The 23,396-nt window shown below is 48.5% G+C and carries 21 protein-coding genes and 1 other RNA gene; 12 read left to right on the top strand and 10 right to left on the bottom strand.

From position 1 onward, the window contains the following. Positions 1 to 6: 6 nt before the first annotated feature. Positions 7 to 864, bottom strand: coding sequence for a 50S ribosomal protein L11 methyltransferase (locus JNC77_RS09365; RefSeq protein WP_374831768.1), 858 nt, complete (start codon positions 862 to 864; stop codon positions 7 to 9). Positions 865 to 938: 74 nt separating this feature from the next. After that, the gene (locus JNC77_RS09370) at positions 939 to 1,523 is read right to left on the bottom strand and encodes an SCO family protein (protein WP_374831770.1); all 585 of its coding nucleotides are present in this window, start codon (positions 1,521 to 1,523) and stop codon (positions 939 to 941) included. 235 nt (positions 1,524 to 1,758) lie between these two features. On the opposite strand from JNC77_RS09370, the gene JNC77_RS09375 reads away from it, so the two are divergent. Then, entirely contained in the window at positions 1,759 to 2,427 is a 669-nt protein-coding gene (locus JNC77_RS09375) for a DapH/DapD/GlmU-related protein (RefSeq protein ID WP_374831772.1), read from the top strand. Positions 2,428 to 2,517: 90 nt separating this feature from the next. Continuing rightward, on the top strand, positions 2,518 to 3,009 hold the full coding sequence (locus JNC77_RS09380) for a CreA family protein (RefSeq protein WP_374831774.1): 492 nt from the start codon (positions 2,518 to 2,520) through the stop codon (positions 3,007 to 3,009). An 82-nt stretch (positions 3,010 to 3,091) separates the two neighbouring features. Here the strand turns inward: JNC77_RS09380 and JNC77_RS09385 are convergent, their stop codons facing one another. Together JNC77_RS09385 and JNC77_RS09390 are read right to left on the bottom strand one after the other, a co-directional pair. Next, positions 3,092 to 4,459 carry a dicarboxylate/amino acid:cation symporter gene (locus JNC77_RS09385; RefSeq protein WP_374831776.1) on the bottom strand — a complete coding sequence of 456 codons (1,368 nt, stop codon included), beginning with the start codon at positions 4,457 to 4,459 and terminating at the stop codon, positions 3,092 to 3,094. 182 nt (positions 4,460 to 4,641) lie between these two features. After that, positions 4,642 to 7,161: an ATP-dependent helicase gene (locus JNC77_RS09390; protein WP_374831778.1), complete on the bottom strand. Its 2,520-nt coding sequence runs from the start codon at positions 7,159 to 7,161 to the stop codon at positions 4,642 to 4,644. Between the two features lie 348 nt (positions 7,162 to 7,509). Between JNC77_RS09390 and JNC77_RS09395 the strand changes: the two genes are divergently transcribed. After that, positions 7,510 to 11,316: an AsmA family protein gene (locus JNC77_RS09395; RefSeq protein ID WP_374831780.1), complete on the top strand. Its 3,807-nt coding sequence runs from the start codon at positions 7,510 to 7,512 to the stop codon at positions 11,314 to 11,316. Positions 11,317 to 11,329: 13 nt separating this feature from the next. On the opposite strand, the gene JNC77_RS09400 is transcribed toward JNC77_RS09395, so the two are convergent. From JNC77_RS09400 to JNC77_RS09410, 3 genes are read right to left on the bottom strand one after another with little or no spacing between them, the layout of a single operon-like run. Continuing rightward, on the bottom strand, positions 11,330 to 11,575 hold the full coding sequence (locus JNC77_RS09400; protein WP_374831782.1) for a ribbon-helix-helix domain-containing protein: 246 nt from the start codon (positions 11,573 to 11,575) through the stop codon (positions 11,330 to 11,332). Next, a complete protein-coding gene (locus JNC77_RS09405; protein WP_374831784.1) occupies positions 11,572 to 11,772 on the bottom strand; it encodes a DUF4169 family protein in 201 nt (66 codons plus the stop codon). Before JNC77_RS09405 ends, JNC77_RS09400 begins: the two co-directional genes overlap by 4 nt. Before the next feature lie 30 nt (positions 11,773 to 11,802). Beyond that, positions 11,803 to 12,375: an SspB family protein gene (locus tag JNC77_RS09410; RefSeq protein ID WP_374831786.1), complete on the bottom strand. Its 573-nt coding sequence runs from the start codon at positions 12,373 to 12,375 to the stop codon at positions 11,803 to 11,805. Between the two features lie 323 nt (positions 12,376 to 12,698). Here JNC77_RS09410 and JNC77_RS09415 point away from each other — a divergent pair, with 323 nt between their 5' ends. After that, entirely contained in the window at positions 12,699 to 13,916 is a 1,218-nt protein-coding gene (locus tag JNC77_RS09415) for a multidrug effflux MFS transporter (RefSeq protein ID WP_374831788.1), read from the top strand. Positions 13,917 to 13,932: 16 nt separating this feature from the next. Here JNC77_RS09415 and ssrA read toward each other — a convergent pair. Beyond that, positions 13,933 to 14,298, bottom strand: a transfer-messenger RNA (tmRNA) gene (ssrA, locus tag JNC77_RS09420). Between the two features lie 195 nt (positions 14,299 to 14,493). On the opposite strand from ssrA, the gene JNC77_RS09425 reads away from it, so the two are divergent. The 7 genes from JNC77_RS09425 to JNC77_RS09455 all read left to right on the top strand — a co-directional run bounded on the left by JNC77_RS09425 (position 14,494) and on the right by JNC77_RS09455 (position 20,631). Beyond that, a complete protein-coding gene (locus tag JNC77_RS09425; protein ID WP_374831790.1) occupies positions 14,494 to 14,805 on the top strand; it encodes a DUF2853 family protein in 312 nt (103 codons plus the stop codon). A gap of 142 nt (positions 14,806 to 14,947) precedes the next feature. After that, the gene (locus tag JNC77_RS09430) at positions 14,948 to 15,742 is read left to right on the top strand and encodes a thymidylate synthase (protein WP_374831792.1); all 795 of its coding nucleotides are present in this window, start codon (positions 14,948 to 14,950) and stop codon (positions 15,740 to 15,742) included. Further along, positions 15,739 to 16,263 carry a dihydrofolate reductase gene (locus JNC77_RS09435; protein WP_374831794.1) on the top strand — a complete coding sequence of 175 codons (525 nt, stop codon included), beginning with the start codon at positions 15,739 to 15,741 and terminating at the stop codon, positions 16,261 to 16,263. Before JNC77_RS09430 ends, JNC77_RS09435 begins: the two co-directional genes overlap by 4 nt. 188 nt (positions 16,264 to 16,451) lie before the next feature. Further along, positions 16,452 to 17,573, top strand: coding sequence for an FtsH protease activity modulator HflK (gene hflK / locus JNC77_RS09440; protein WP_374831796.1), 1,122 nt, complete (start codon positions 16,452 to 16,454; stop codon positions 17,571 to 17,573). A gap of 1 nt (position 17,574) precedes the next feature. Beyond that, the gene (gene hflC, locus JNC77_RS09445; RefSeq protein WP_374831798.1) at positions 17,575 to 18,534 is read left to right on the top strand and encodes a protease modulator HflC; all 960 of its coding nucleotides are present in this window, start codon (positions 17,575 to 17,577) and stop codon (positions 18,532 to 18,534) included. An 18-nt stretch (positions 18,535 to 18,552) separates the two neighbouring features. After that, the gene (locus JNC77_RS09450) at positions 18,553 to 18,738 is read left to right on the top strand and encodes a DUF2065 domain-containing protein (protein ID WP_374831800.1); all 186 of its coding nucleotides are present in this window, start codon (positions 18,553 to 18,555) and stop codon (positions 18,736 to 18,738) included. A gap of 252 nt (positions 18,739 to 18,990) precedes the next feature. Then, the gene (locus JNC77_RS09455; protein ID WP_374831802.1) at positions 18,991 to 20,631 is read left to right on the top strand and encodes a Do family serine endopeptidase; all 1,641 of its coding nucleotides are present in this window, start codon (positions 18,991 to 18,993) and stop codon (positions 20,629 to 20,631) included. Positions 20,632 to 20,716: 85 nt separating this feature from the next. Here JNC77_RS09455 and JNC77_RS09460 read toward each other — a convergent pair whose 3' ends face one another. Then, positions 20,717 to 21,292 carry a GNAT family N-acetyltransferase gene (locus tag JNC77_RS09460; protein ID WP_374831804.1) on the bottom strand — a complete coding sequence of 192 codons (576 nt, stop codon included), beginning with the start codon at positions 21,290 to 21,292 and terminating at the stop codon, positions 20,717 to 20,719. Beyond that, on the bottom strand, positions 21,289 to 22,188 hold the full coding sequence (serB, locus tag JNC77_RS09465) for a phosphoserine phosphatase SerB (protein WP_374831806.1): 900 nt from the start codon (positions 22,186 to 22,188) through the stop codon (positions 21,289 to 21,291). Before serB ends, JNC77_RS09460 begins: the two co-directional genes overlap by 4 nt. Before the next feature lie 15 nt (positions 22,189 to 22,203). On the opposite strand from serB, the gene miaA reads away from it, so the two are divergent. After that, positions 22,204 to 23,094, top strand: a complete 891-nt coding sequence (gene miaA, locus JNC77_RS09470; protein WP_374831808.1) for a tRNA (adenosine(37)-N6)-dimethylallyltransferase MiaA — start codon at positions 22,204 to 22,206, stop codon at positions 23,092 to 23,094. The last annotated feature ends 302 nt before the right edge of the window (positions 23,095 to 23,396 follow it).

A 23,396-nucleotide genomic window follows, 5' to 3' on the forward strand; every position in this document is an offset into this window, starting at 1 on the left:
TGAAAATTATTTCAGATGAATGGTGACCCAACCTTCGCGGTGCAGGGTGTTTTGACGCTTCAAGCCTTGCGCCTCATAGGCTTCGACAACCGCATCATGTTGACTTTCCAGAATGCCGGACAAGATGATGGAGCCGCCTTCGGCTTTATGGCTGCTTAAATTGGGTGCCAGATCCATCAAAGGGCGCGCCAGAATATTGGCAACGATCAGATCAAACGGGGTATGGCTGCGGAAAATTGCGTGGTCGAAACCTTCGGCCGTTGCGGTGGTGACATGCTCAGCAACACCATTTTTCACCACATTTTCAGCAGCAACTGTCACGGCAATCGGGTCATTGTCGGTGGCAAGAACCTCAATCGGAGCAAGCTTGGCAATGGCAATAGCAAGCACGGCGCTGCCGGTGCCAAGGTCCAGCGCATTGGTGGGATGTTCTTTTTCAACCAATTCGGTGATCATTTCCAAGCAACCGGCTGTGGTGCCGTGATGGCCGGTACCAAAAGCAAGACCTGCATCAATTTCGATGGAAATATCATTGGCGGTCAGTTTATCGCGGTCATGCGAGCCATGCACAAAGAAGCGCCCGGCACGTACCGGCTTCAAACCTTCCAAAGAGTGCAGAACCCAGTCTATATCCGGCAGTTCTTCAATCTGGAACTTGCCGGTGCCCACAACAGTTTCAACGCGTTTGAGAAGCTCTTCCGCACCTTCTTCGATGTAAAGTGAAACTTCGAAGATTTCCTTGTCTTCGTCCACTTCTGTAATGGCGATAGGATAGCCGTCATCTTCAAAAATCGGTTCGAGCTGAGCATAGATTTGTTCAGCTTCGTCTTTTTGCGTAACATAGCAGAGGCGGGATTGGGACATAGTGCGAAATCACTTTCGGGAATAAGCAGAGCGAAAAAGGGGCTTTGAAATGAAGCCCCGATTTCAGCAATAGGTTAGCTGTTACGTTTGGCCAGATTTTTCAGCTTTTCAAGCGCTGTATCAGGATTTTCACCATATGCAATGGTTCCGCGGAACATACCGCCTTTGTCGAGCAAAAACAGTGATGCGGTGTGATCCATATTGTAATTGTCACCTTCACCCGGCACTTTTTTAGCGTAAATGTGGTAGGATTTTACAGCTTCAGCGATTTTTTCCGGTGTGCCGGTTACTCCGATGATCTTGTCTGACACATTGGTGACATAGGTCTGCATGATTTCCTGTGTGTCGCGTTCCGGATCAACAGTGATAAAGTAAGCTTTGATCTTGTCTGCATCCGGTCCTATTTCTTTGAACCAGCCGTCAAGTTCAAAAAGGGTTGTCGGGCAGACATCAGGGCAATGGGTAAAGCCGAAGAAAATCACCGCTGGGGTTTCGCGTAAATCAGTTTCAGTGAATTTTGAGCCGTCCATGGCAATCAGATCAAGCGGGCCGCCAAAAGGCTGATTGGTTGCTTTTTTATCCTGAATATAGGTATAGCCGCCGACGCCGACGATGGCTGCAACCACTGCAATGATGAGGAGGGGGAGGATTTTTTTCATAAATTACAAGCCTTCGCGCGTAAATCTATTACCAATTTTACCAGCTTTTCTTGAAGCTTAAGGAGCTTGGGGGAAGCTTAAAACTGCTATAGCATTTAATTGTCAGGGAGGGTGACAAAAAGTGCCGTGCAAGCAAAATGTAACAAGGTTATAGGCTTAAGACAAATAGTAAGAAAAACTTGCAACCAGCACCATTGTTCTGCTGCGGCAGTTTCGGCTGATGAGGTCTTTGTAATTGACGATACCAGATGATTTTGAACGCCTTGAGATCAGAGAGCCGAAGGTTCACCCCAATGCAAAATTGCAAGGGGTCAAACTTGGACCCTATGCCGATATTGGCGAACGGGTTATTTTGCGTGATGTGAAGATCGGCGATTTTACCTATATGGAACGTCATGGCGAGGGTATTTATGCTGATATCGGCAAATTCTGCTCTATTGCTGCCAATGTGCGTATCAATGCGTTGGAGCATCCGATTGAGCGTCTGACCTCGCATAAAATGACCTATCGGCCGAACGAATATTTCCGCCATATCGGACTTGATATGGATTATCGTGCCTATCGGCAAGCCAAGCGTGTGACAATCGGCAATGATGTTTGGATTGGTCATGGCGCGGTCATTATGCCGGGCATTTCCATTGGTCATGGCTCGGTGATTGGTGCCAATGCAGTGGTGACACGTGATGTTGGCAATTATACTATTGTGGCTGGCTCTCCGGCACGTTCCATTCGTCCACGTTTTCCGCAAGCAATTGTTGAGCGTTTGTTGAAACTGCAATGGTGGGATTGGCCGGTGGAGATGATCTACCGCGCGATGCCGGATATACAGATGCTGGAAATTTCTGAATTTCTGGACAAGTGGGAAGTGATTGCTGCTGAGGAGCTAAGAGTTAATCAAGAATAATTCTGCCCTGTCTGCCTTCTTGCAAGCGGTGCGGTTTGATCTATATTTTTAAATTTTTAAAATATCCATCAACAATAAGGTTGCCGGCAAATGCATAGATTATTTCAGGCAGGATTGGTTGCGGCACTTTTAACAGCTGCACTTTACCCCGCACAGGCTGAAGATGTGGGCAAAGTCGGTGTGGACTGGTTCGGCAATGATATTGTGATTGATGCCGTCGCTGACCCGAAGGTGCAGGGCGTCACCTGCCATCTGGCTTCTTTCTCGCGCGGGATTATTGATCGCCTTCAAAAGGGCAACTGGTTTGAAAATCCGTCCAATGCGTCGATTTCCTGCGAACAGACAGGCCCGATTACGATTGGTGATATCAAGCTTGGCAAAGGTGGTGAGCGTGTTTTTGCCGAGCGCACCAGCCTGATTTGGAAAAAGCTGATTATCACCCGCATTTATGATCAGAAAAACAATACGCTGCTTTATCTGGCACATGCGGCACAGGTGCAGGATGGTTCGGCTAAAACTTCACTTTCCACTGTGCCGCTTTATCGTGGCGATGTGATGTGGGAAAAAGGCAAGCCGCAATAAACTGCGGCCTATGTTATGATTGGTATAAATAAAAATGCCGGACAATAAAGCCCGGCATTTTTTGTTTTATGTTTAAGCTTTTTCAAGCAGGTTGTGCGATTAATTCTGATGGATCAGCATTGTCGATATTCTTGGACGAATTATAAATTTCTTCGTTCAAGATACCTTCGCGTTTGGCTACGATGGTTGGGATGAGTGCTTGACCGGCAACGTTAACGGCGGTACGGCCCATATCCAAAATCGGATCAATTGCCAGTAACAGACCAACACCTTCAAGTGGCAGACCGAGCGTGGAAAGGGTCAGTGTCAGCATGACAACCGCGCCGGTGAGACCAGCAGTTGCGGCAGAACCCAAGACCGAGACAAAAGCGATCAGTACATATTCCTGCAAGCCTAACTGAATGCCGAAGAACTGGGCGATGAAGATGGCGGAAATAGCCGGATAAATGGCAGCACAACCGTCCATTTTCGTTGTTGCACCAAGCGGCACGGCAAAGGCTGAATATTCACGCGGCACACCAAGATTGCGCTCTGTCACGGTTTCGGTCACCGGCAATGTGCCGATTGACGAGCGCGACACAAAGGCCAGCTGGATTGCCGGCCATGCGCCTGCAAAGAAGCGTGAAGGCTTCAAGCCATGGATGATCAGCACTACGGGATAGACCACGAACAAGACGATGGCGAGACCGATGTAAATTGCAGCAGCGTACCAGCTGAGCTGTGAGAGCGTTTCCCAGCCATATTGTGCAACCGCACGGCCAAGCAGACCAATGGTACCGATGGGGGTGAGGCGGATTACCCACCACAGGATTTTTCTGACCACCACAAGAAGAGACTGGTTGAAGGTCAGGAACGGTTTGGCGGCTTCACCGACTTTAAGCGCTGCAACACCGACTGTGATGGCAACCACGAGGATTTGCAACACATTGAAGTTGAGCGAGGTGGAGGCGGCTGTGCCATTCAAGCGGGTTGACGCTTCGATCCCGATAATATTGGCAGGTACCAGACCTTTGAGGAAATCAAGCCATGAGCCTGAAGATGCAGGGGCTTTGGCCGCTGATTCCAGCACGCCGGAACCGATACCAGGCTGAATGATCAGACCCAGTGCAATTCCGATCAGCACGGAAACAAAAGAGGTGATCGCAAACCATAACAGGGTTTGCCATACCAGCTTGGCGGCATTGTTAAGCGCTGCCAGATTGGCAATCGAAGCAATGATTGCGGTGAAAACCAATGGCGGAACCAATGCGCGTAGCATCTGCACGAAAATGGTGCCGATCGTTTGTAGGGTGACGGCGAGCCAGTTGGCATTACCTGCCGCATCTGACCCCATGTTGCGGGCGATGAAGCCCAGAATCAAGCCGATGATCATCGCCGCGATAACCTGAAAACCAAAGTTCAGATAAAGCGGTTTGGAGCCTGATGTTTTGACACTTTGTGACTGTGACATGATGATACTTTCAAAGTCGGCAATGGGAGGTTAAAAACCATTATTCATTGCGACTGAAAATATCTCAGTCCATAAGCCGGAGTAAGCTATGCTATTCCGGCTTACAGGCGTTACGCGATGCGTTTATCCTGATGAAGCCAATTTTTGAGAAAATATTTTCTAATACTGCAAATATTAGAAAATTATACCGGCTTCACGAAGCTGTCGAGAACACGTTTTTGCCCCGCCTTATCAAATTCAACCGTCAGCTTGTTGCCGTCAACAACGGTAACTGTGCCATTGCCGAATTTGATATGGAAGACACGGGCACCCATTTTAAAATCAGAATTACTGTCATTGACCGATTTACTGACAATTTCGCCATCAATCGTGCGGGTTTTAACTGAACCGCGACCGGCACCAAAAGAAGAATCCGCTTCGCCATAGCCGATGCGCTCGACATTGGCACCCGAGCGTGAGCCCCAATTGTTACGGGTAGCATCATTGCGGTTTTGTTGTGCGCGCTGCCAGCCCGGTGTGGAATAGGAGTTCTGGAACGGGTCGGCTTTTTCAAAGCGCGACTGGCCGTAGCCGCCGCTTGAACCATAACCGCCATAATTGCCGTCCATTTCGGCAATTTCCACATGCGCTTCCGGCAATTCGTCCAAAAAGCGTGATGGAATGGTGGATTGCCACATACCATGAATACGGCGATTGGACACAAACCAGATATGCAGGTTTTTCTTGGCACGGGTGACTCCGACATAGGCCAGACGCCGTTCTTCTTCCAATCCCGAACGCCCGCCTTCATCGAGCGAGCGCTGGTGCGGAAACAGACCTTCTTCCCAGCCCGGCAAAAACACGGTTTCAAACTCGAGCCCTTTGGCCGAGTGTAGCGTCATGATATTGACGGCGTCCATGTTTTCATTTTTGTCGGCATCCATCACAAGGGCGACGTGTTCCAGAAATCCGCGCAAAGATTCATAATCTTCCATCGAGCGGATAAACTCTTTCAAGTTCTCCAGTCTGCCCGGTGCTTCGGCGGTTTTGTCATTCTGCCACATCGCCGTATAGCCGGATTCATCCAGAATCATTTCGGCCAATTCGGTGTGCGGGGTGATGTCGATCAGTGATTGCCAGCGATAGAAATTTTCGACCACTTCACGCAGTGCAGAGCGAGGCTTTGGCTTTAACTCTTCTGTTTGCACCAGATCATGGGCGGCTTCCAGCATCGGAATGCCGCGCTCACGCGCATAATCATGAATTTGGCGCATTGACGCATCGCCAAGGCCACGTTTCGGCGTATTGATAATGCGCTCAAAGGCCAGATCATCCGCACCTTGCGCAACAACGCGCAAATAGGCCATGGCATCGCGAATTTCGAGGCGTTCATAAAAACGCGGGCCACCAATAACGCGGTAATTGAGGCCGAGCGTGACAAAGCGATCTTCAAATTCGCGCATCTGGAACGAAGCGCGTACCAAAATCGCCATATCATTGAGCTTGTGGCCGTGGCGCTGTGCCTGCTCGATGGCTTCACCAACTGCACGAGCCTCTTCTTCCGAATCCCATGCGGCATGAACTTGCACAAGCGAGTCATCGGGATCCGGCGCATCGGTGAAAAGCGTTTTGCCAAGGCGTCCTTCATTATGGGAAATCAAGTGACCGGCAGTACCCAGAATATGGGCGGTGGAGCGATAATTGCGCTCCAGCTTGATAACGGCAGCGCCCGGAAAGTCTTTTTCAAAGCGCAGAATATTGTCGACTTCGGCGCCGCGCCAGCCGTAAATCGACTGGTCATCATCACCCACACAGCACAGATTGACCCCTTGCTGGGCAGAAAAACCATCCGGATTATCCGGGCGATTTTTGCTTTGCGGGCGCTGTGCCAGCAGACGCAGCCACATATATTGTGCGGTGTTGGTATCTTGATACTCGTCGACCAGAATATAGCGGAATTTCTGATGATATTCGCGCAAAATATCGGGATGAGTGCGGAAAATGCGGATCGGATGCAGCAAAAGGTCGCCAAAATCACAGGCATTGAGCGTGCGCAAACGATTTTGATAGGCTTCGTAAAGTTCGCGTCCTTTACCATGAGCAAAGGCACGTGCATCACCTTCGGAGATTTCCGACGGGCTCAAACCTTTGTTTTTCCATGCATCAATCATATTGGCGAAGCTGCGGGCAGGCCAGCGCTTATCATCCAGACCTTCAGCCTGGATCAGCTGTTTGATGAGGCGGATAACATCATCGGTATCAAGAATGGTGAAGTCAGAGCGCAAATGCGCAAGCTCTGCGTGGCGGCGCAAAAGTTTCACGCCAATGGAGTGGAAGGTGCCGAGCCATGGCATGCCTTCAACCGAGTCACCGAGCAGCACACCAATACGCTCACGCATTTCGCGTGCGGCTTTATTGGTGAATGTTACGGCTAGAATCTGGCTTGGATAGGCAAGCCCTTGATTGATAATATGGGCAATGCGGGTGGTGAGAACACGGGTTTTGCCGGTTCCGGCACCGGCGAGAACCAGCACAGGGCCTTCGGTTGTTTCAACAGCCAAACGCTGTTCGGGGTTCAATCCTGTCAGATATGTCGGTTCGCCACGTTGCTGGTTGCGCGCAGCCATAGCGCGCGCTGCAATGCCGCCGCCTACACGCTGTTGCGGTTCGCGTGGGGCATCCGGTTCACCAAAGAAGGGCATATCGTCAGGAAAGTCAGACATTGCTTGAGAGTGTACTCATATAAATAAAAGATCAAGGATGGCATCAGGTACTGGGTGCGCTTTTCCTGAGTGCTTCGGGTATAGCTTGTTCTCCGACTGTTCTGCAAGGGCGAATTCATTTTTGTAGAATTTTGCAAAGCCGTTTCTGTTTGTACATGATTGCTTTTGATTGTGGTTTAAAGGTGTGATTGATCATTTTTGTAAAATTTGCGGGATTTGGCGATAAAATTGCCTGAATAATGTGATTTATCGACCCATGTAGCCGTTTGCTGCCTTGTTGTTGCTTAGCTGTTGCCGTTATGTTGCATGCAGTAATCAGACATGAATCAAAAGTAATGGAGCCAGATTTTGGGGCGCATTTTCGTCATCGTTGGTGGGTTCCTGGTTTTGCTTCTGACCGCTGCACTGGTCATTCCGCCTTTTATCAACTGGACAGGCTATCGTGCTGATTTCGAGCGCGAAGCCAGCCGGATTATGGGGCGCGAGGTTCATGTGCGCGGCACGGCCAATGCGCGGCTTTTGCCTTTTCCATCCGTTACTTTTTCTGATGTTTTGGTCGGCAGTAAAGATGACACGACGACATTAAGCATTGATAAATTTTCAATTAATGCAGAACTGATGCCGTTTTTGCGCGGGGAAGTGCTGATTTTTGATATGCAGGTAGAAAAGCCTGTTTTAAAAGTTGCACTGGATGAAAAAGGACGGGTGGACTGGAAATGGCATGAGGATGCTCTGCTTGGCAATGCACAGGTCAAAGTTGAAAAACTAACCGTCAGCAATGGTCGTGTTTCGATTACTGATGGCCGTAATGGTCGTCATCATGATTTACAAAACATCAATGCTGTTTTATCGGCACGCAATATTACCGGCCCGTGGCAAATGAATGGTTCGCTGGAAAGCGAGAGCGAGAAATTTGCGCTTGATCTGTCAACCGGCGAGTTGAAGCCGGATGGATCATTAAGAGTACGCAGCCGTTTTACGCCGGAAAATAAAGCGGTGAGTTTTGAAACTGATGGTGATGTGACATTGCAGGATGGTTTGCTGAACTATGCCGGTAATTTTAATCTGCGCACACCTGAACCGGCCAAGAAGAAGAATTTAGAAAAAACGGATGCCAAAGGCGATGGTAAAGGTGATCGGGTGCAGGAGACAACCAACAGTCTTCTGACGGATTTACGCATTCAGGGCACGTTTAAAGCCAGCGACCAGCAATTTGTCATTGATGAATTCCGAATGGAGCAGGGCATTGCTGATGATCCTTATGTGGTCAATGGCAAGGCACAGTTTAATTTTGGCGATGATCCGCGCTTTGAAATCAGCGCCGATGGCCAGCAATTCTTTTTTGGTGGCAGTGCTGGTGAACAAAGTGGCGAGGCCGTGCCGCTTAAAGAGCCTTTGGCAGCTTTCCGCAAATTTATCGGCAATATTCCGGTGCCTTCCATTCCGGGCAGTGTTGATTTGAGATTGCCGGCCATTGTTGCTGGCGGCACAACCATCCGCACAATTACCATTAGTGCGGTGCCTGAGGGGCAGGGGTGGCAGATCAAAGAGTTTTCGGCTGATTTGCCGGGGCGCACCCGCGTCGAAGCACAAGGTCATTTAGGACTTGGCGATCAGTTTGGTTTTGAAGGTAATCTATTGGTTGCTTCGCGTCAGCCCTCCGGCCTTGTCGGGTGGTTGACTGCAGATGTTGATGAGACTGTCCGGCAATTATCGGGAATTGGTCTTTCGGGTAAGGTTGTTCTCAATGATCGTATCCAGCAGATTGATGATCTGGAAATCGGCCTTGATGATACGTCATTGACCGGATCTTTTTACCGGCGGATGTTGGATGGTGGTGTGCCATCCATTGATCTGGATTTGCATAGCAAAAAGATCAGCAATGCGGCGCTGCAAATGATGATGTCGCCTTTATCAAGTGTTGAAGGCATTACGGCTTTTGGTAATCAGGCTTTGAATGTATCCTTGAAAGCGGATGCGCTGGTTTTAGGTGCCAGTGCAACCGGTGCTCTTGATACACGCTTCCGGTTCGGCAACGGGCGAATGGATTTTGACCGTTTCATGTTGCAGGATTTAAATGGGGCGACAATTACCGCAGCGGGTAATTTCGAGCCTCATCAAGATGAATTGACAGGCACGGTTGACGCAACATTGCTCAGTGATGATCTGGCCGGTTTTATCAGTTGGTTACAGCAAATGATGCCTGATCAGCCGCTGGTACAGGCGCTTTTCAAGCGTAGTCTTGCATATCCGGATTTATTTAGCCAAAGCGAGATCAACTTTATCGGCAGCACCGTGGTACCGCATATCAAACAGAATGCGGATAGCAAAGATCAGGCACCAGTTTCAGCTGGTGCATTGAATAGTGAAACTTCTTTTAGTGTGAATGGCAAAGCCGGACGCATGCAGCTTGATTTTTCCGGAACGGCCGGTGGTCAGTGGAATAGCGACGAAGGTTTGCAAATCCAATTGAATGGTCGTGCTAAATCAGAAGAAGGCGAACAGATTTTAGCGCTGCTTGGGCTGCCGGTTTTGCCATTGGGATTGGTTGGCGAGCTTGAAGCCGACGTTACGCTGCAAGGTGCCCTCAATATTGGTGTTCGCACGCAAATCCAATTGCAGGCACCTGATGCCAAAGCCGGATTTGATGGCGTTGTGACCGTATTGGCCGATGATGTGACCGCCAGCGGTAAAGCGCATATAAAGGCTGAAAATTTTGAGCCGTTTTTGGCGTCCAACGGTTATAGTCTGCCCGGTTTCGGGCTGGGGCTTCCGGTTGAGCTTGTCAGTGATGTGCAATTTGCCAAAGGCATTATACGGCTGCCAAATTTACAAGGTTCTGTTTCTGGTAATAAAATCAGCGCCAAGCTGGAAGCTTTAAAGCCTGAAAATGCCAGTGCTTTGTTGCGTGGCGAGGTGGAAGCGGATGATGCGGATTTGCAGTTCCTGAGTGAAATTATGCTTGGAACAGATGCTTTTACCAGCCGTAAAAATACTTGGCCGCAACAAAAATTCTTGCGTGTGCCGATGCTGCCATTTTCTTTTGATCTGCGCGTTAAGGCTGCTGTTGCTGATGTGGGGCAATATGGTGTCGTCAAAGATTTTTCTGCTAAAATCGCCAAGACAGATGATCAGCTTGAATTGAGCGATGTGCAAGGTAATTGGCAAGACGGTCAGGTGTCCGGTATGGCTCAATTGCGAAATAGCGAAGGCAATGCACTTTTTTCAGGTGATATGAGCTGGAAAGGCTTTGATCTGACACATGTTTATCAGATCAATTCGCTTAAGGGCGATGACGCGCCTTTGAACGGCAAGACCTCGCTAACGGCTAAATTGCAAGGCAGTGGTGCAAGCGTTGCAGATGTCATTAAATCGCTTTCCGGATCAGCGCAGTTGGTGGTGGATGGATTGATTGTGCCCCATCTTAATGCCGCGCATTTACCGCAAATGCTGGAACAAGCTGATCAGAATGAAACCGTAAGCCAGAAAAATACCACGAAGCGTTTTGAAGCGATTGCGGCGCAGGCAACCGGTGAGGGCGTCTTTGAAGCAAGCAATGCGCAGTTTGATTTTATGATCGCCGGTGGCGTTGCACGGATGGGGCTGACGCGGCTGGAAAACAGCAAGGGCGTGCTCGAAAGTGATCTGCAGATTGATTTGTCTGATATGAGCCTTAACGGTAACAGCCGTTTTACCTATAAATTCAACGACGGGGCGGCAATGGCCGGTAGTTATCCGGCTATCGGAGTTTTATTGTCCGGCACATATAGCGCGCCCAAGATAACGACTGATCATCAACCATTGGTGCAGTTTTTGACACAGCGCGCTTTGGAGCGAGAGCAAGAGCGGGTAGAAGCCATGCAATCGGCTTTACGTGAAAAGCAGAATTTGCGTCGTGAAGCTGAACGATTAAAGGCGCAAAAAGAAGTGCGTGACAGAGCATTGGCGGAAACGGAAGCGCGCAATAAAGCCGAAGCGCAAAAGCGTGAACAGGAACGGTTGAACCAAGAGCGATTGAAGCGTGAACGACTGCTGAAAGACGAACGTAAAGCTTTAGAAAAAGCGCAAGAGAGCGAGGATGCAGCGCCCAATAATATGGAAAGCATCGGTCAGTCGGTGGAAGAGTTTTTAAAAGATCTAGATGCGCCGCGATAGGATAAGCTGCTTTTTAAGCTTTATCGCGCTGATCATTTAAGACACTTTGCAGGGCATAAAGGCGGATTGCAGAGGAGAGGTTGCAGTCGGCAGGACGTAACCCGTCAATTTCGGCAATCAGTGCTGCCAAAGCCATTGTGCGTGATGCAGCAAGACGACAAACAATGTGGTAAAATTCATCTTCCAGCGTAAAACTGGTGGAATGGCCGCGAATGGTGACGGAATGTTTTTTGAGCTTGTGCGCGCCAAGTTTGCTCAAGACTTTTTGTCGTCCGGATTGGTTTTTTCTAATCTGTTTTGATCAAGAAAACGGCTTGTTTTATCGGATTGCACTTTATCAAATTGTTTTTGCGCCAATGTACGCCCGAAAGTTACGCGGTTTTGCTGGGCAATATCTTCGCGGCTCTTTCGGGCTTTTTGTTTTTTAAACTGTTTGAGATTGACGACGTCGCTCATAGCCAACGAATCCAGTTTAAAGGTTGTTGTTTATTTTTTTCTGAATGAATCAAGTGAAACAACATCCGCACTTGGTTTGTTTTCAGTCGGTTCTTTTGCTTCTTCCTGCTTTTCGGCATCGGCTTTTTTGGTTTTTGCCGAAGATTTGCGGGCAGGTTTTGTTGTTTCCGTTTTTACCGGTTGCGGCTCCAGCACTTCCAGATCGGCAATGACAGCTTCACTATCATTGTCGCCTTCCGGCTCAAGGATGGACACATCAAATTCCAGCTCGAAATTAACCGAAGGATCGTAAAAACCACGGATTGCTGAATAAGGAATGACCAGCTTTTCCGGAATGTCGCCAAAAGACAAGCCAACTTCAAACAGGTGATCGGTGACGACCAATTCCCAATATTGATGTTGAATGACAATGGTCATTTGTTCGGGGTACTTTTCCCGCAATCTGGACGAGATGCGCACACCTGGTGCACCCGTCAGAAAGGTGATGAAAAAGTGATGATTGCCCGGCAGGCCAGCCTTGGCCACCTCCGCAAGTACCTTACGGATGACGCCTCTCAAGGCTTCCTGAGCAAGAATGTCGTAACGCAGCATATCCTGAACCATAAGTTCCTTATCCCACGGATTCGGCCTTGGATGTCAAGGTGGATTTCATAAGTGAGTGCGAATTTCGTTTCATCTTTTTAATTGGCATGTGTTGAAAAATATATTTCTTTTTTTGAAATTATGCCAGTTTGGTCGTGCTATTTTCCTTTTTATGGATGAAAAAACTGCATTTATGCGACACGATAAAAATATGAGCTTATGACTTTAGTTTTATGCGCCTGTGTGACTTGACGTAACGGTTAACAATTCTTATTTCACAAATCCGTGAGATTGGGGCGATATTATAGCTCTCTCTTATCTTCATTCTGGTGAAAGTCTGTCCTATGCCCCCCGCCGGACTCTTGAGAAATGCTCTTGTTTTGGGCCTGATTTCCGCAATCGGGCCTTTTGCTATTGATATGTATTTACCGGCTTTGCCCAATATTGGAGCTGATCTGAATGCCGAAAGCGGTGCAGTTCAGATGAGCTTGCTCACCTTCTTTATTGCGGCCGCAATCTCGCAGCTTTTTTACGGCCCCTTGTCCGATATGTATGGCCGTAAAGTGCCGCTTTATAGTGGTTTGATGTTGTTCGCTATTGGTTGTGTGGGGGCGGCGCTTTCCACAAGCATTGATATGCTGGTCTCATTTCGCTTTTTACAAGGGGTAGGTGCGGCTGCGGGCATGGTCATTCCACGTGCAATCGTGCGTGATCTTTATACCGGTGTGGATGCTGCACGCTTGATGTCGTTGCTTATGCTGGTTTTTTCTGTGTCACCAATTATGGCACCTTTGTCCGGCTCGCTGATCATCGACACATATAGTTGGCGTGCGGTGTTCTGGATTGTGCTGGTGGCTGCTATTGCCGGCATTATCTTGCTGGCATTATGGCAAAAGGAAACGCGTCCGGTGGCCGCCAGACTGGAAAGTAATCTGAACTCAGCACTTTCCGGCTATGGTGTTTTGATAAAAGATAGGAATTTTATTGGTCTGGTGATGATTGGCGCCATGTGTATGGCTGGTTTCATGGTTTATCTGGCCAATTCATCATTCGTTTTTATCGAGCAATATGGCTTCACACCACGCGAATATGCGCTGGCTTTTTCGGTTAATGCGATTTCCTTTATCGGTATGTCGCAATTGAATGGCATATTGGCAAGCCGATTTGGCTTGAAGCGGGTTGTATTGTTTTCGGTCAGTTGTGCGGCGATTATCTTGACCGCTATGTTGGTTTTGGTTTTGTCAGGTGCGCATTCCTACTTGATGATTGCAAGTTTCCTGTTTGCAGGTTTCGGCTTTTTAGGATTGGTTATCCCAACCACTGCCGTGCTCGCACTGGAAGATCACGGGAAAATTGCCGGAACAGCTTCCGCTTTGATGGGGACATTGCAGTTTTTGGTGGCGGCCCTTGCAATCGGCATTTCGTCAGTTTTCAGTGACGGAACAATTTTGCCGATGGTGGCCGGTATCACGCTCAGTATCGTGACAGCGTTTGTTTTGACACTGATTGTATTGCGCAAGAAGCCGAAGATGCGTGATCTGCAATCATCGGTGATCGGCTGAATTAAAAATGTGGGAAGGTGGAGGCTTCTGTTGCCAGGTGCCTCCGGACCCCGCCTTAAGGTGCTAACCCTAAGGACTTAGGTTGGGTTTCTCGCACCGCAATTAAGCAGCGAGAGCGTAACCCTGAGCTTTGTTGTCATTTGCAACTACTCGTTTGACCCGATAACGGTGGTATCATGCCGAGTAAAAGAGCGATCTTTACACCCTTGTCGATCCTATTTCGCCCCCGCCACAGCATAGCTTGTTGTTTTAGCTATGTTCTGGTGGAGGCGCCGGGTACCGCCCCCGGGTCCAAATGGTTTATTACACCGTCCGTTTATTACCATAGCTGGCATAAGCCAGCAGAACTTATATAGTCAGGCTTATTCGTGAATGGAAGGGCTGACTTTCATATCAACGTCATTTTTTAGATGATTGTGCATAAAAAATTTGAACACTGACGGATTATGAGAAAGCCGAGGCTTTTTTCATTGACAGAAATAACAGGGTGGTCAATCTTCAAGCTATTACGCGCTTTAAGCTTATAGTGTCTTCATTGATATGGGCGTATAGGCGCTGTTTGAAGGAGAGTAGGTAAATGAGTGACCATCTTGCCGATGTGCGCCGTTATGATGCGGCAGCAGATGAAGCGATTGTAGACAAAATCATCAAACATCTGGGCATTGCATTGCGCAGCCGCGATGCATCTCTGGTTGCAGTAAGCGATCCGGAAGAGCTTAAGCGCGTGCGTGAAAGCTGGATTGGACGTAAGCTTGGTGTGACTGACGAAGCAAAAGCTGATGCAGCTATTGCCCATGTGGCAGAAGTGATGAAGGGCGACCGTAATAAAAATCGCGTTACCTTCTATTATCTGACTGCAAAGCAGCTGGGTCTTCTCGGCTCTCTTTAATCTGATATAGCAGATAGCTTTAATTCGTTTTAGCTTATATGAGACTTGCAAAGCTCTAGCCGCGTGACTCGGTTAGAGCTTTGCTGTTTCTATATTTAAAATACGAATCGATATGAGCCTAACCGAGCAGGAGAGCCCATCCATGCAAACCTATCTTAACCTGTTGAGCCATGTGCTAGCGAATGGTATTGATCGCGGTGATCGTACCGGCACTGGTACACGATCGGTTTTTGGTTATCAGATGCGATTTGATTTGGCAGAGGGGTTTCCTGTTTTAACGACCAAAAAGCTGCATTTGCGCTCGATCATCCATGAACTTTTATGGTTTCTCAAAGGCGATACCAATATCGCTTATTTGAAAGAAAACGGTGTTTCGATTTGGGATGAGTGGGCTGATGAAAACGGTGATCTGGGCCCTGTTTATGGCGCGCAGTGGCGTTCGTGGCCCGCACGTGATGGTGGTTCTATCGACCAAATCAGCAATCTTTTGCACATGATCAAAACCAATCCGCAGTCACGGCGTTTAATTGTTTCAGCGTGGAATCCGGCTTTAGTGGATGAAATGGCCTTACCGCCATGCCATTGTCTTTTTCAATTTTATGTGGCGAACGGCAAGTTGTCGTGCCAGCTATATCAACGCTCTGCCGATATTTTTTTGGGCGTGCCTTTTAATATCGCTTCTTATGCTTTACTGACCATGATGATTGCACAGGTTTGCGGGTTGGAAGCCGGTGACTTTGTTCACACCCTTGGTGATGCGCATCTTTATGCCAATCATTTCGAGCAGGCTAAGTTGCAATTGACCCGTACACCGAAAGTGCTGCCGGTAATGACAATGAACAAGCAAGTGAAAGATTTGTTTGCTTTCACTTTCGATGATTTCAAGCTGGAAGGCTATGAAGCTGATCCAACTATCAAGGCACCGATTGCGGTATGAGTAAAATAATTAAAATATCTATGGTCGTTGCAGTCTCGCAAAATCGAGTTATCGGCAAAGATAATGATATGCCGTGGCGTCTATCAACCGATTTGAAGCGTTTTAAAACGCTGACATTGGGTAAACCGGTAATTATGGGGCGCAAAACATGGGACTCTATTGGTCGCCCGTTGCCCGGACGATTGAATGTAGTGATTACCCGCAATGCGGATTTTGCGCCTGAAGGTGCGACAGTCGTCCATTCGCTGGAAGCCGCAATTGATGTGGCCAAAAAACAGCTTCAAGAAACAGATATAGACGAGATTTGCATCATCGGTGGTGGCAATATTTATCGTCAGGCATTGCCGATGGCGGATATGGTATATTTGACCCATGTGCTCGCCGATATTGAGGGTGATACAGATTTTCCGGAGCTTGATCCGGCTGAGTGGCAGGAGGTTTCAAGCGAAGATGTACCTGCTGGTGAAAAAGACAATTACCCGACACATTTTTGCGTTTATCAACGCAAAAATGCCGTTTGACGGGTAGATGCAGGCCCTAAGGTTGATTTCTTGAATAAAACGGAGTTTTTTAGCCCGATATTGCTCAAGAACAGCTTTAATTTACACGGCTTGCGTTGAAAGAGCGTAGATTGATCCCTATAAACGGGTAAGTCCATTTGAAGTCGGGAGGTCATTCATGCCTCTTGCATATCAAACGAGAGGTAAGGATGCCCTGGAGCAATCAAAATGGCGGCGGCCCGTGGGGAAGCGGCGATAATAACAATAATGGCGGACCGTGGGGCCAAGGCCCTCAGAAGCCAAAGGGTAATGGCCCTAATACGCCACCTGATCTGGAGGATATTTTACGCAAAGGTCAGGATCGTCTGAAAAAGGCGTTTCCGGGTGGCGGCGGCGGAACAGGTGCTGGCGGTAATTCCTTCTTTATCATTTTGATAGTGATTATTGCTTTTGCATTCTGGATTTTTCAGGCGGTTTATACCGTGCAGCCGGATGAGCTTGCAGTAGAGTTGCGTTTTGGTAAGCCAAAGGAAGAAATTTCCGAACCAGGTTTGCATTTCCATTTGTGGCCGATTGAAACTTATGAAAAAGCTGAAATCGTAGAAAAGCAGATCAATATTGGCGGGCAGGGTTCACGCACAGCCACACAAGGCCTGATGCTTACCGGTGACCAAAACATTGTTAATGTTCAGTTCTCCGTACTTTACCGTGTGGATAATCCGCGTGATTACCTCTTCAACGTGCAAAATCCCGACAACATGGTACAGCAGATTTCTGAAAGTGCGATCCGTGAAATCGTTGGTCGTCGTCCGGCACAAGACGTCTTCCGTGATAATCGTAGCGTGATTGCACAGGATGTCCGCACAATTGTGCAGCAGACATTGGATGATTATAAAGCCGGTATTCAGATTAATGCGGTTTCCATTGAAGATGCAGCGCCGCCACGTGAAGTGGCTGATGCTTTTGATGAAGTGCAGCGCGCCGAACAGGATGAAGATCGTTTTGTAGAAGAATCCAACCAGTATTCCAACCAGAAGCTTGGTCAGGCTCGCGGTGAAGCAGCACAGGTTCGTGAAGATGCGGCTGCTTATAAAAACCGTATCGTGCAGGAAGCAGAGGGTGAGGCACAGCGCTTTATCTCTGTTTATGACGAATATGTGAAAGCACCGGAAGTAACCCGCAAACGTCTTTATCTGGAAACTATGGAGCAAGTGCTGCAAGGCACCAAGAAAATTATCGTAGAGCCGGGTCAGGGTATCGTGCCTTATCTGCCATTGAATGAATTGACGCGTTCAAACGGTCAGGCACGCAATAATGAAGGAGCGCAATAAGATGGCTCAGAACAGATTTCCGTTAATTGCTGGTCTGATCGCAGTCATTGCATTGCTGGCCTATTCTTCTGTGTTCATCGTTAATGAGCGTCAGCAGGCGATTGTCTTGCGCTTTGGTCAGATCGTTGATGTAAAAGAAGAGCCGGGTATTTATTTCAAGCTGCCATTTGGCTTTCTGGAAGCGGACAATGTGCAGATGATTGATGACCGTCTGTTGCGCTTTGATCTGGATGATATCCGCGTGCAGGTTGCTGGCGGTAAATTCTATGATGTGGACGCTTTCCTTGTGTATCGTATTACTGATGCACGTAAATTCCGTCAGACGGTCTCCGGTAATACCGTTCTGGCTGAACAGCGTTTGCGTACACGTCTGGATGCCGCTCTTCGTAGCGTTTACGGTCAGCGTGGCTTTGAAGCAGCGCTTTCTGAAGAACGTTCAGGCATGATGCGTGAACTGCGTGACCAGCTGCGTCCTGATGCAACATCGCTGGGGCTGACGATTGTCGATGTACGTATCCGTCGTACGGATCTGACAGCTGAAGTGTCACAGCAGACTTTTGAGCGTATGAAGGCAGAACGTCTGGCTGAAGCCGAGCGTTTGCGTGCGCGTGGTCGTGAAGCTGCACAGCGTATTCGTGCGGTGGCAGAGCGTCAGGTTGTGGAAACCATTGCCGAAGCGCGTAAGGAATCGGAAATCCTTCGCGGTGAGGGCGAAGCAGAACGCTCAAGGATCTTTGCCGAATCCGCTTCCCGTGATGCAGAATTCTTCTCATTCTACCGTTCGATGTCGGCTTATGCACATGCATTGCAGACACCGGATACCAGTATGGTGATTTCACCTGATTCAGAGTTCTTCCGCTTCTTCCGTGATGCCGGAACTGCAAAGCCTGCCGTTGATGCCGAAGCAGCACCAGCCGTGCGTGATGCAGCGGGCGAAACTTCTGCCGCTCCTGCACAATAAGTGCGTCAGGTTTAAGTGATGAATGATTTTTTAGCCGCCGTAGGACTTCTCCTCGTATTTGAGGGGCTGCTCTACGGCGGCTTTCCTTTAATTGCAAAACGTATGGCTTGGGATGTGACCCAAGCACCCGAACAGGCTTTGCGTTTGGCCGGTATCATTGCGATTGCAATTGGTGTGGGTATTGTCTGGTTGGTACGCGGCTAATTTTTAATGCCCGTTCTGCCCTTTTTCACGATACGCCTTAATCCTGCTGGAATGCGGGATCAGAAAAAATACTAAAAAATCAAAATGTCTCATGACATGGCCTCATTGAGAATGTGTTGTGCATAGAGCGGGGCATTGTTAATTTATGCACTTTATGGCTGCTGCTTATTGAATGTTGCTTTGTTAAAGTTTTAGCATTCAGTTAGCGTGTCAGTGATTGAATATGGGATTTGAATATTGGAGCAGGGCTTTATGGTATCCGCACTTAAAACAGGATTGGTTCGCAACACGATTATTGCGCTGAGCCTGACAGCTCTGGCTCTGCCATTTGATATTGCATTCAATCAGGCTGTGGCGCAGTCGACGGCTGCGGAACTTCACGCCAAAGGTAAAGGCCCTGCATCGGTTGCCGATCTTGCTGAAGGCTTGATTGACGCCGTGGTTAATATTTCCACGTCGCAGACGATTAAAGGTGAGGGCGACGGTGTTATTCAGGTGCCGGATGTACCGGAAGGTTCACCATTTCAGGAATTCTTCGACGATTATTTCAAGAAAAAAGATCAGAATGGCGGTGATGAGCGATCCGGCAAAGTGCAGTCATTGGGCTCCGGCTTTGTCGTCGATGCGGATAAAGGTTTTATCGTTACCAACAATCACGTGATTGCGGATGCCGATGAAATCATCGTCAATTTCAATGATGGCAGCAAATTGAAAGCTGAGCTTGTCGGCACCGATACTAAAACCGATATTGCCCTTTTGAAAGTGGATCCGAAGAAACGCAAGCTGGTTGCGGTACAATTGGGGCATTCGGAAACTGCCCGCATTGGTGATTGGGTGATGGCTATTGGTAACCCGTTCGGCCTTGGCGGTACGGTGACGGTTGGCATTATTTCGGCGCGAAAACGCGACATTAATTCCGGCCCTTATGATAGTTTTATCCAAACCGATGCAGCGATCAACCGTGGTAATTCCGGTGGCCCACTTTTTGATATGGATGGCAATGTCATCGGGATCAATACGGCGATTATTTCGCCATCCGGTGGTTCGATTGGTATCGGCTTTGCAATTCCATCAGAAATTGCGGCTAGCGTTTTAGATCAGCTGAAAGAGTTTGGCGAAGTGCGCCGTGGTTGGCTTGGTGTGCGTATCCAGCCTATCAGCGATGATATGCTGGAAAGCCTCAGTCTTAAAGAAGTGAAAGGCGCACTGGTTGCCGGTCTGATTGATGATGCCGAGGTTGACAACAAAGCGCTGAAAGCCGGTGACGTGATCTTAAGTTTTGATGGCAAGGCGGTAGAGGCCGCTCGCGACCTGCCGCGTCTTGTGGCGGAAAGTGCCGTTGATGATGTGGTTGATATTGTCATCCAGCGTGATGGCAAAGAGCAGACAGTTAAAGTGAAGCTTGGCCGTATGGTCGAGAGTGACAAGGCATCTTCTTCCGTGGATGAGGAAGATGAAGAGATGATGGATGGTGACGAGCTGGAAACAGAAGATCAGGCGCCGCCGCCAGCGCTTGCACCATCACAAGAAGATGCTGAGACAAGTGGTGATAAGGTAATTGATCCGACGAAGCCTGAAGCGCCCGCTGCGCCTGCCATAAACGTTTTGGGTATGAAGCTTGGTATGTTGGATGATGATATGCGCGGCATCTATGGTATTGATGATGAGGTGGAGGGCGTTGTGGTGCAGGATGTGGTACCAAATTCAGCGGCTGCCACAAAGCGTATTGAAGCCGGTGAAGTTATTGTCGATATCGGGCAGGAAGTGATGAAAACCCCGCAAGATGTGAAAAAGCGCATTGAAGCGTTGCAACGTCAGGGGCGTAAAAATGCTTTGATTATGCTCGCCTCACGCAGTGGCGAATTGCGTTTTGTGACCATCCGTATCGATTAATTGCATCAGATTATACAAAAAAGCCGCCGAAACGATCAAGGTTTCCGGCGGCTTTTTTATTGTTTTTACAGTGCGTTAAACGTGATTACTCAGAATGTGATTCACGTTTTTGCAAGAATTCATCGCGGCTCATCACATAGGTGACATGGGGCTGCAACTGCGGATAGTTGTCACTGACATTAGGATGAGAGAAATCACGTGTCTGGTCATAATTCATGCCGATACGTTTCATCACTGCGGTGGAACGCTCATTATTATGAACGGCAAATGAGACGATCTCGTCTAAGTTTTTTTCCATAAAGCCATATTCGAGCAGCGCATTTGCAGCTTCACTGACATAGCCTTTGCCCCATGTTTCAGGGATCAGACGCCAGCCGATTTCTACGGTACCATCTTTAAAAAATGGCTCCATATGTGTTTCGGCAAGCCCGCAAAACCCGATGCATTCGCCATTGTCTTTTCGCTCTAATGCGTAAAAGCCGTAGCCAGTATCGACAATCATTTTATAGAAGCGATCATAGAGCTGGTCAGATTCTTCACGATTGCGACGGAAAGGGAAAAACTCCATGATTTGATCATCGTGGTTGAGACGATGCATCAATTCCCGGTCTTTTTCGCGCCAATTGCGGATAATCAGTCGTTCAGTTTCAAGGATAATCATTTGACAAAATCCGTTTTTCGATAGCCCTGAATATAGAGAAGGGCGGTCAGGTCACCATAATTTACAACCATCTCTGCTTGTGCGGCAACCGATGGTTTGGCGTGCAGTGCGACACCACTGCCGGCAAGCTGCAACATGCCAAGATCATTGGCACCATCGCCCACAGCAATCGCTTCAGCCACGGAAATGCCAAGACGTGCGGAAATATCTTCCAAGCGCTCGACTTTGGCTTCACGACCTAAAATCGGATCGCTGACTTCACCCGTGAGGAGACCTTCATGGGTGAGCAATGTATTGGCACGGTGTTCATCAAAGCCGACCATCTCTGCAATTACATTAGTGAAGGCAGTAAAGCCGCCGGAGACAAGTGCGGTATAAGCACCATGTTTTTTCATGGTGCGCACCAGTTCAGTGCCGCCCGGCATCAAGGTGATGCGATTGGCAATGACGTGATCAATCACGGAAAAGGAAAGACCTTTAAGAAGTGCCACGCGTTCACGCAAAGCTGGTTCAAAAGCAATTTCCCCATTCATGGCGCGTGCTGTGATACCTGCCACTTGATCGCGAAAACCGGCCTCTTCGGCCAGTTCGTCGATGCATTCCTGCTGGATCATGGTAGAATCCATATCTGCCAGCAGCAATTTCTTGCGTCTGGTTTCTTGTGGCTGCACAATAATATCGATTGGTTCGTCGCCGATTATAAGTGCTAGTTCACTTTTGGCTTGTTCAATGGTGATGTCTTTGGGTAAAGCCAGATCACAAGCAATGCCATCTGCCAGCCAGTAAAGACCGCTTGCCTTTACTGCTTCTGACGCTTTACTGCCGAGACTTGCGGTGAGAGCATGCACTTCAGGGTTGGAAATCAGAGTAGCAACAAGTGGCGCAGACGATGACATGGAGCAATACCTGTAATGAGTGAAGCAGTTAAGAATGCTATTCTGATAGCCGGAGCAACCGCCAGCGGCAAGTCAGCTCTTGCACTCAAACTGGCAAAAGAACACGGTGGCTTCATTGTAAATACAGATTCCATGCAGGTCTATGATGTTTTGGATCGTTTGACTGCGCGGCCACCAGAAGAAGACTTGGCTGAAGCCCAGCATTATTTATATGGTCATGTGCCGCCATCGGTTACTTATTCAACCGGCAAATGGCTCGATGATGTGAAATCCTTGTTGGCGCGGCCGGAAAACCAAGGTCGGGTGCCGGTCTTTGTAGGCGGAACAGGACTTTATTTTCGCGCTCTTGTGGGTGGCTTGTCGCAAATTCCTGATGTACCGGATGATATCCGTCAATATTGGCGCAGCCGGATGGAAGATGAGGGCGCAGAAAATCTGCACAAGATTCTATCCGAAATTGATCCGGAAATGGCAGCAAGTCTGATGCCCGCCGATGGTCAACGCATTTTGCGTAGCCTCGAGATTATCAAAGCCACCGGAAAGTCATTGCTTTATTGGCAAAAGCAGACAGGCCAAGCTTTGGTGGATGAAAAGGCGGCACAGAAATTTGTGGTCACACAGGAGCGTCCGGTTTTGCGCGAGCGGATTGCTGATCGCTTTGCTCTGATGTGGGATGGTGGCGCCCAAGGTGAAGTCGCCAAGCTGATGGCCTTGCAGCTTGACCCGAGCTTGCCTGCCATGAAAGCGATTGGTGTACGCGAGATTGCTGACTATCAGGCTGGGTACTTGAGCCGCGAACGCGCGATTGAACTGGCGGTGACAGCTACGCGCCAATATGCCAAACGTCAAAGCACGTGGTTTCGCAATCAGTTGGATGAAAGCTGGAAGATTTACCGTCCTGATTGATGAAAAAACGGGCCTGATTGATGAAAAGACGGGTTTTTGCCGGTCGGATTGGAATGATGCAGCAAGATGTACGTAATTTTCATGCGAATTTTGCGATTTTTTTAATATTTATTTGAATTTATGCGTTGACCTTCGCAAAAGCCGTGATTACTGTTCACTCATGAAAAAGTTTATTATTCTTGTGGTGGTAAGGCGCATGGGCAGGGTGGTGTAACCATCCGGCGAAAGCTCCCATGCGCGAAAGACAGGCTCCCTAAAGGGAGCCTTTTTTATTATCAAAATACAACGGCAGATTAAGTGAA

This window comes from Paenochrobactrum pullorum (assembly GCF_041929845.1).
In the GTDB taxonomy this organism is placed as follows: domain Bacteria; phylum Pseudomonadota; class Alphaproteobacteria; order Rhizobiales; family Rhizobiaceae; genus Paenochrobactrum; species Paenochrobactrum pullorum.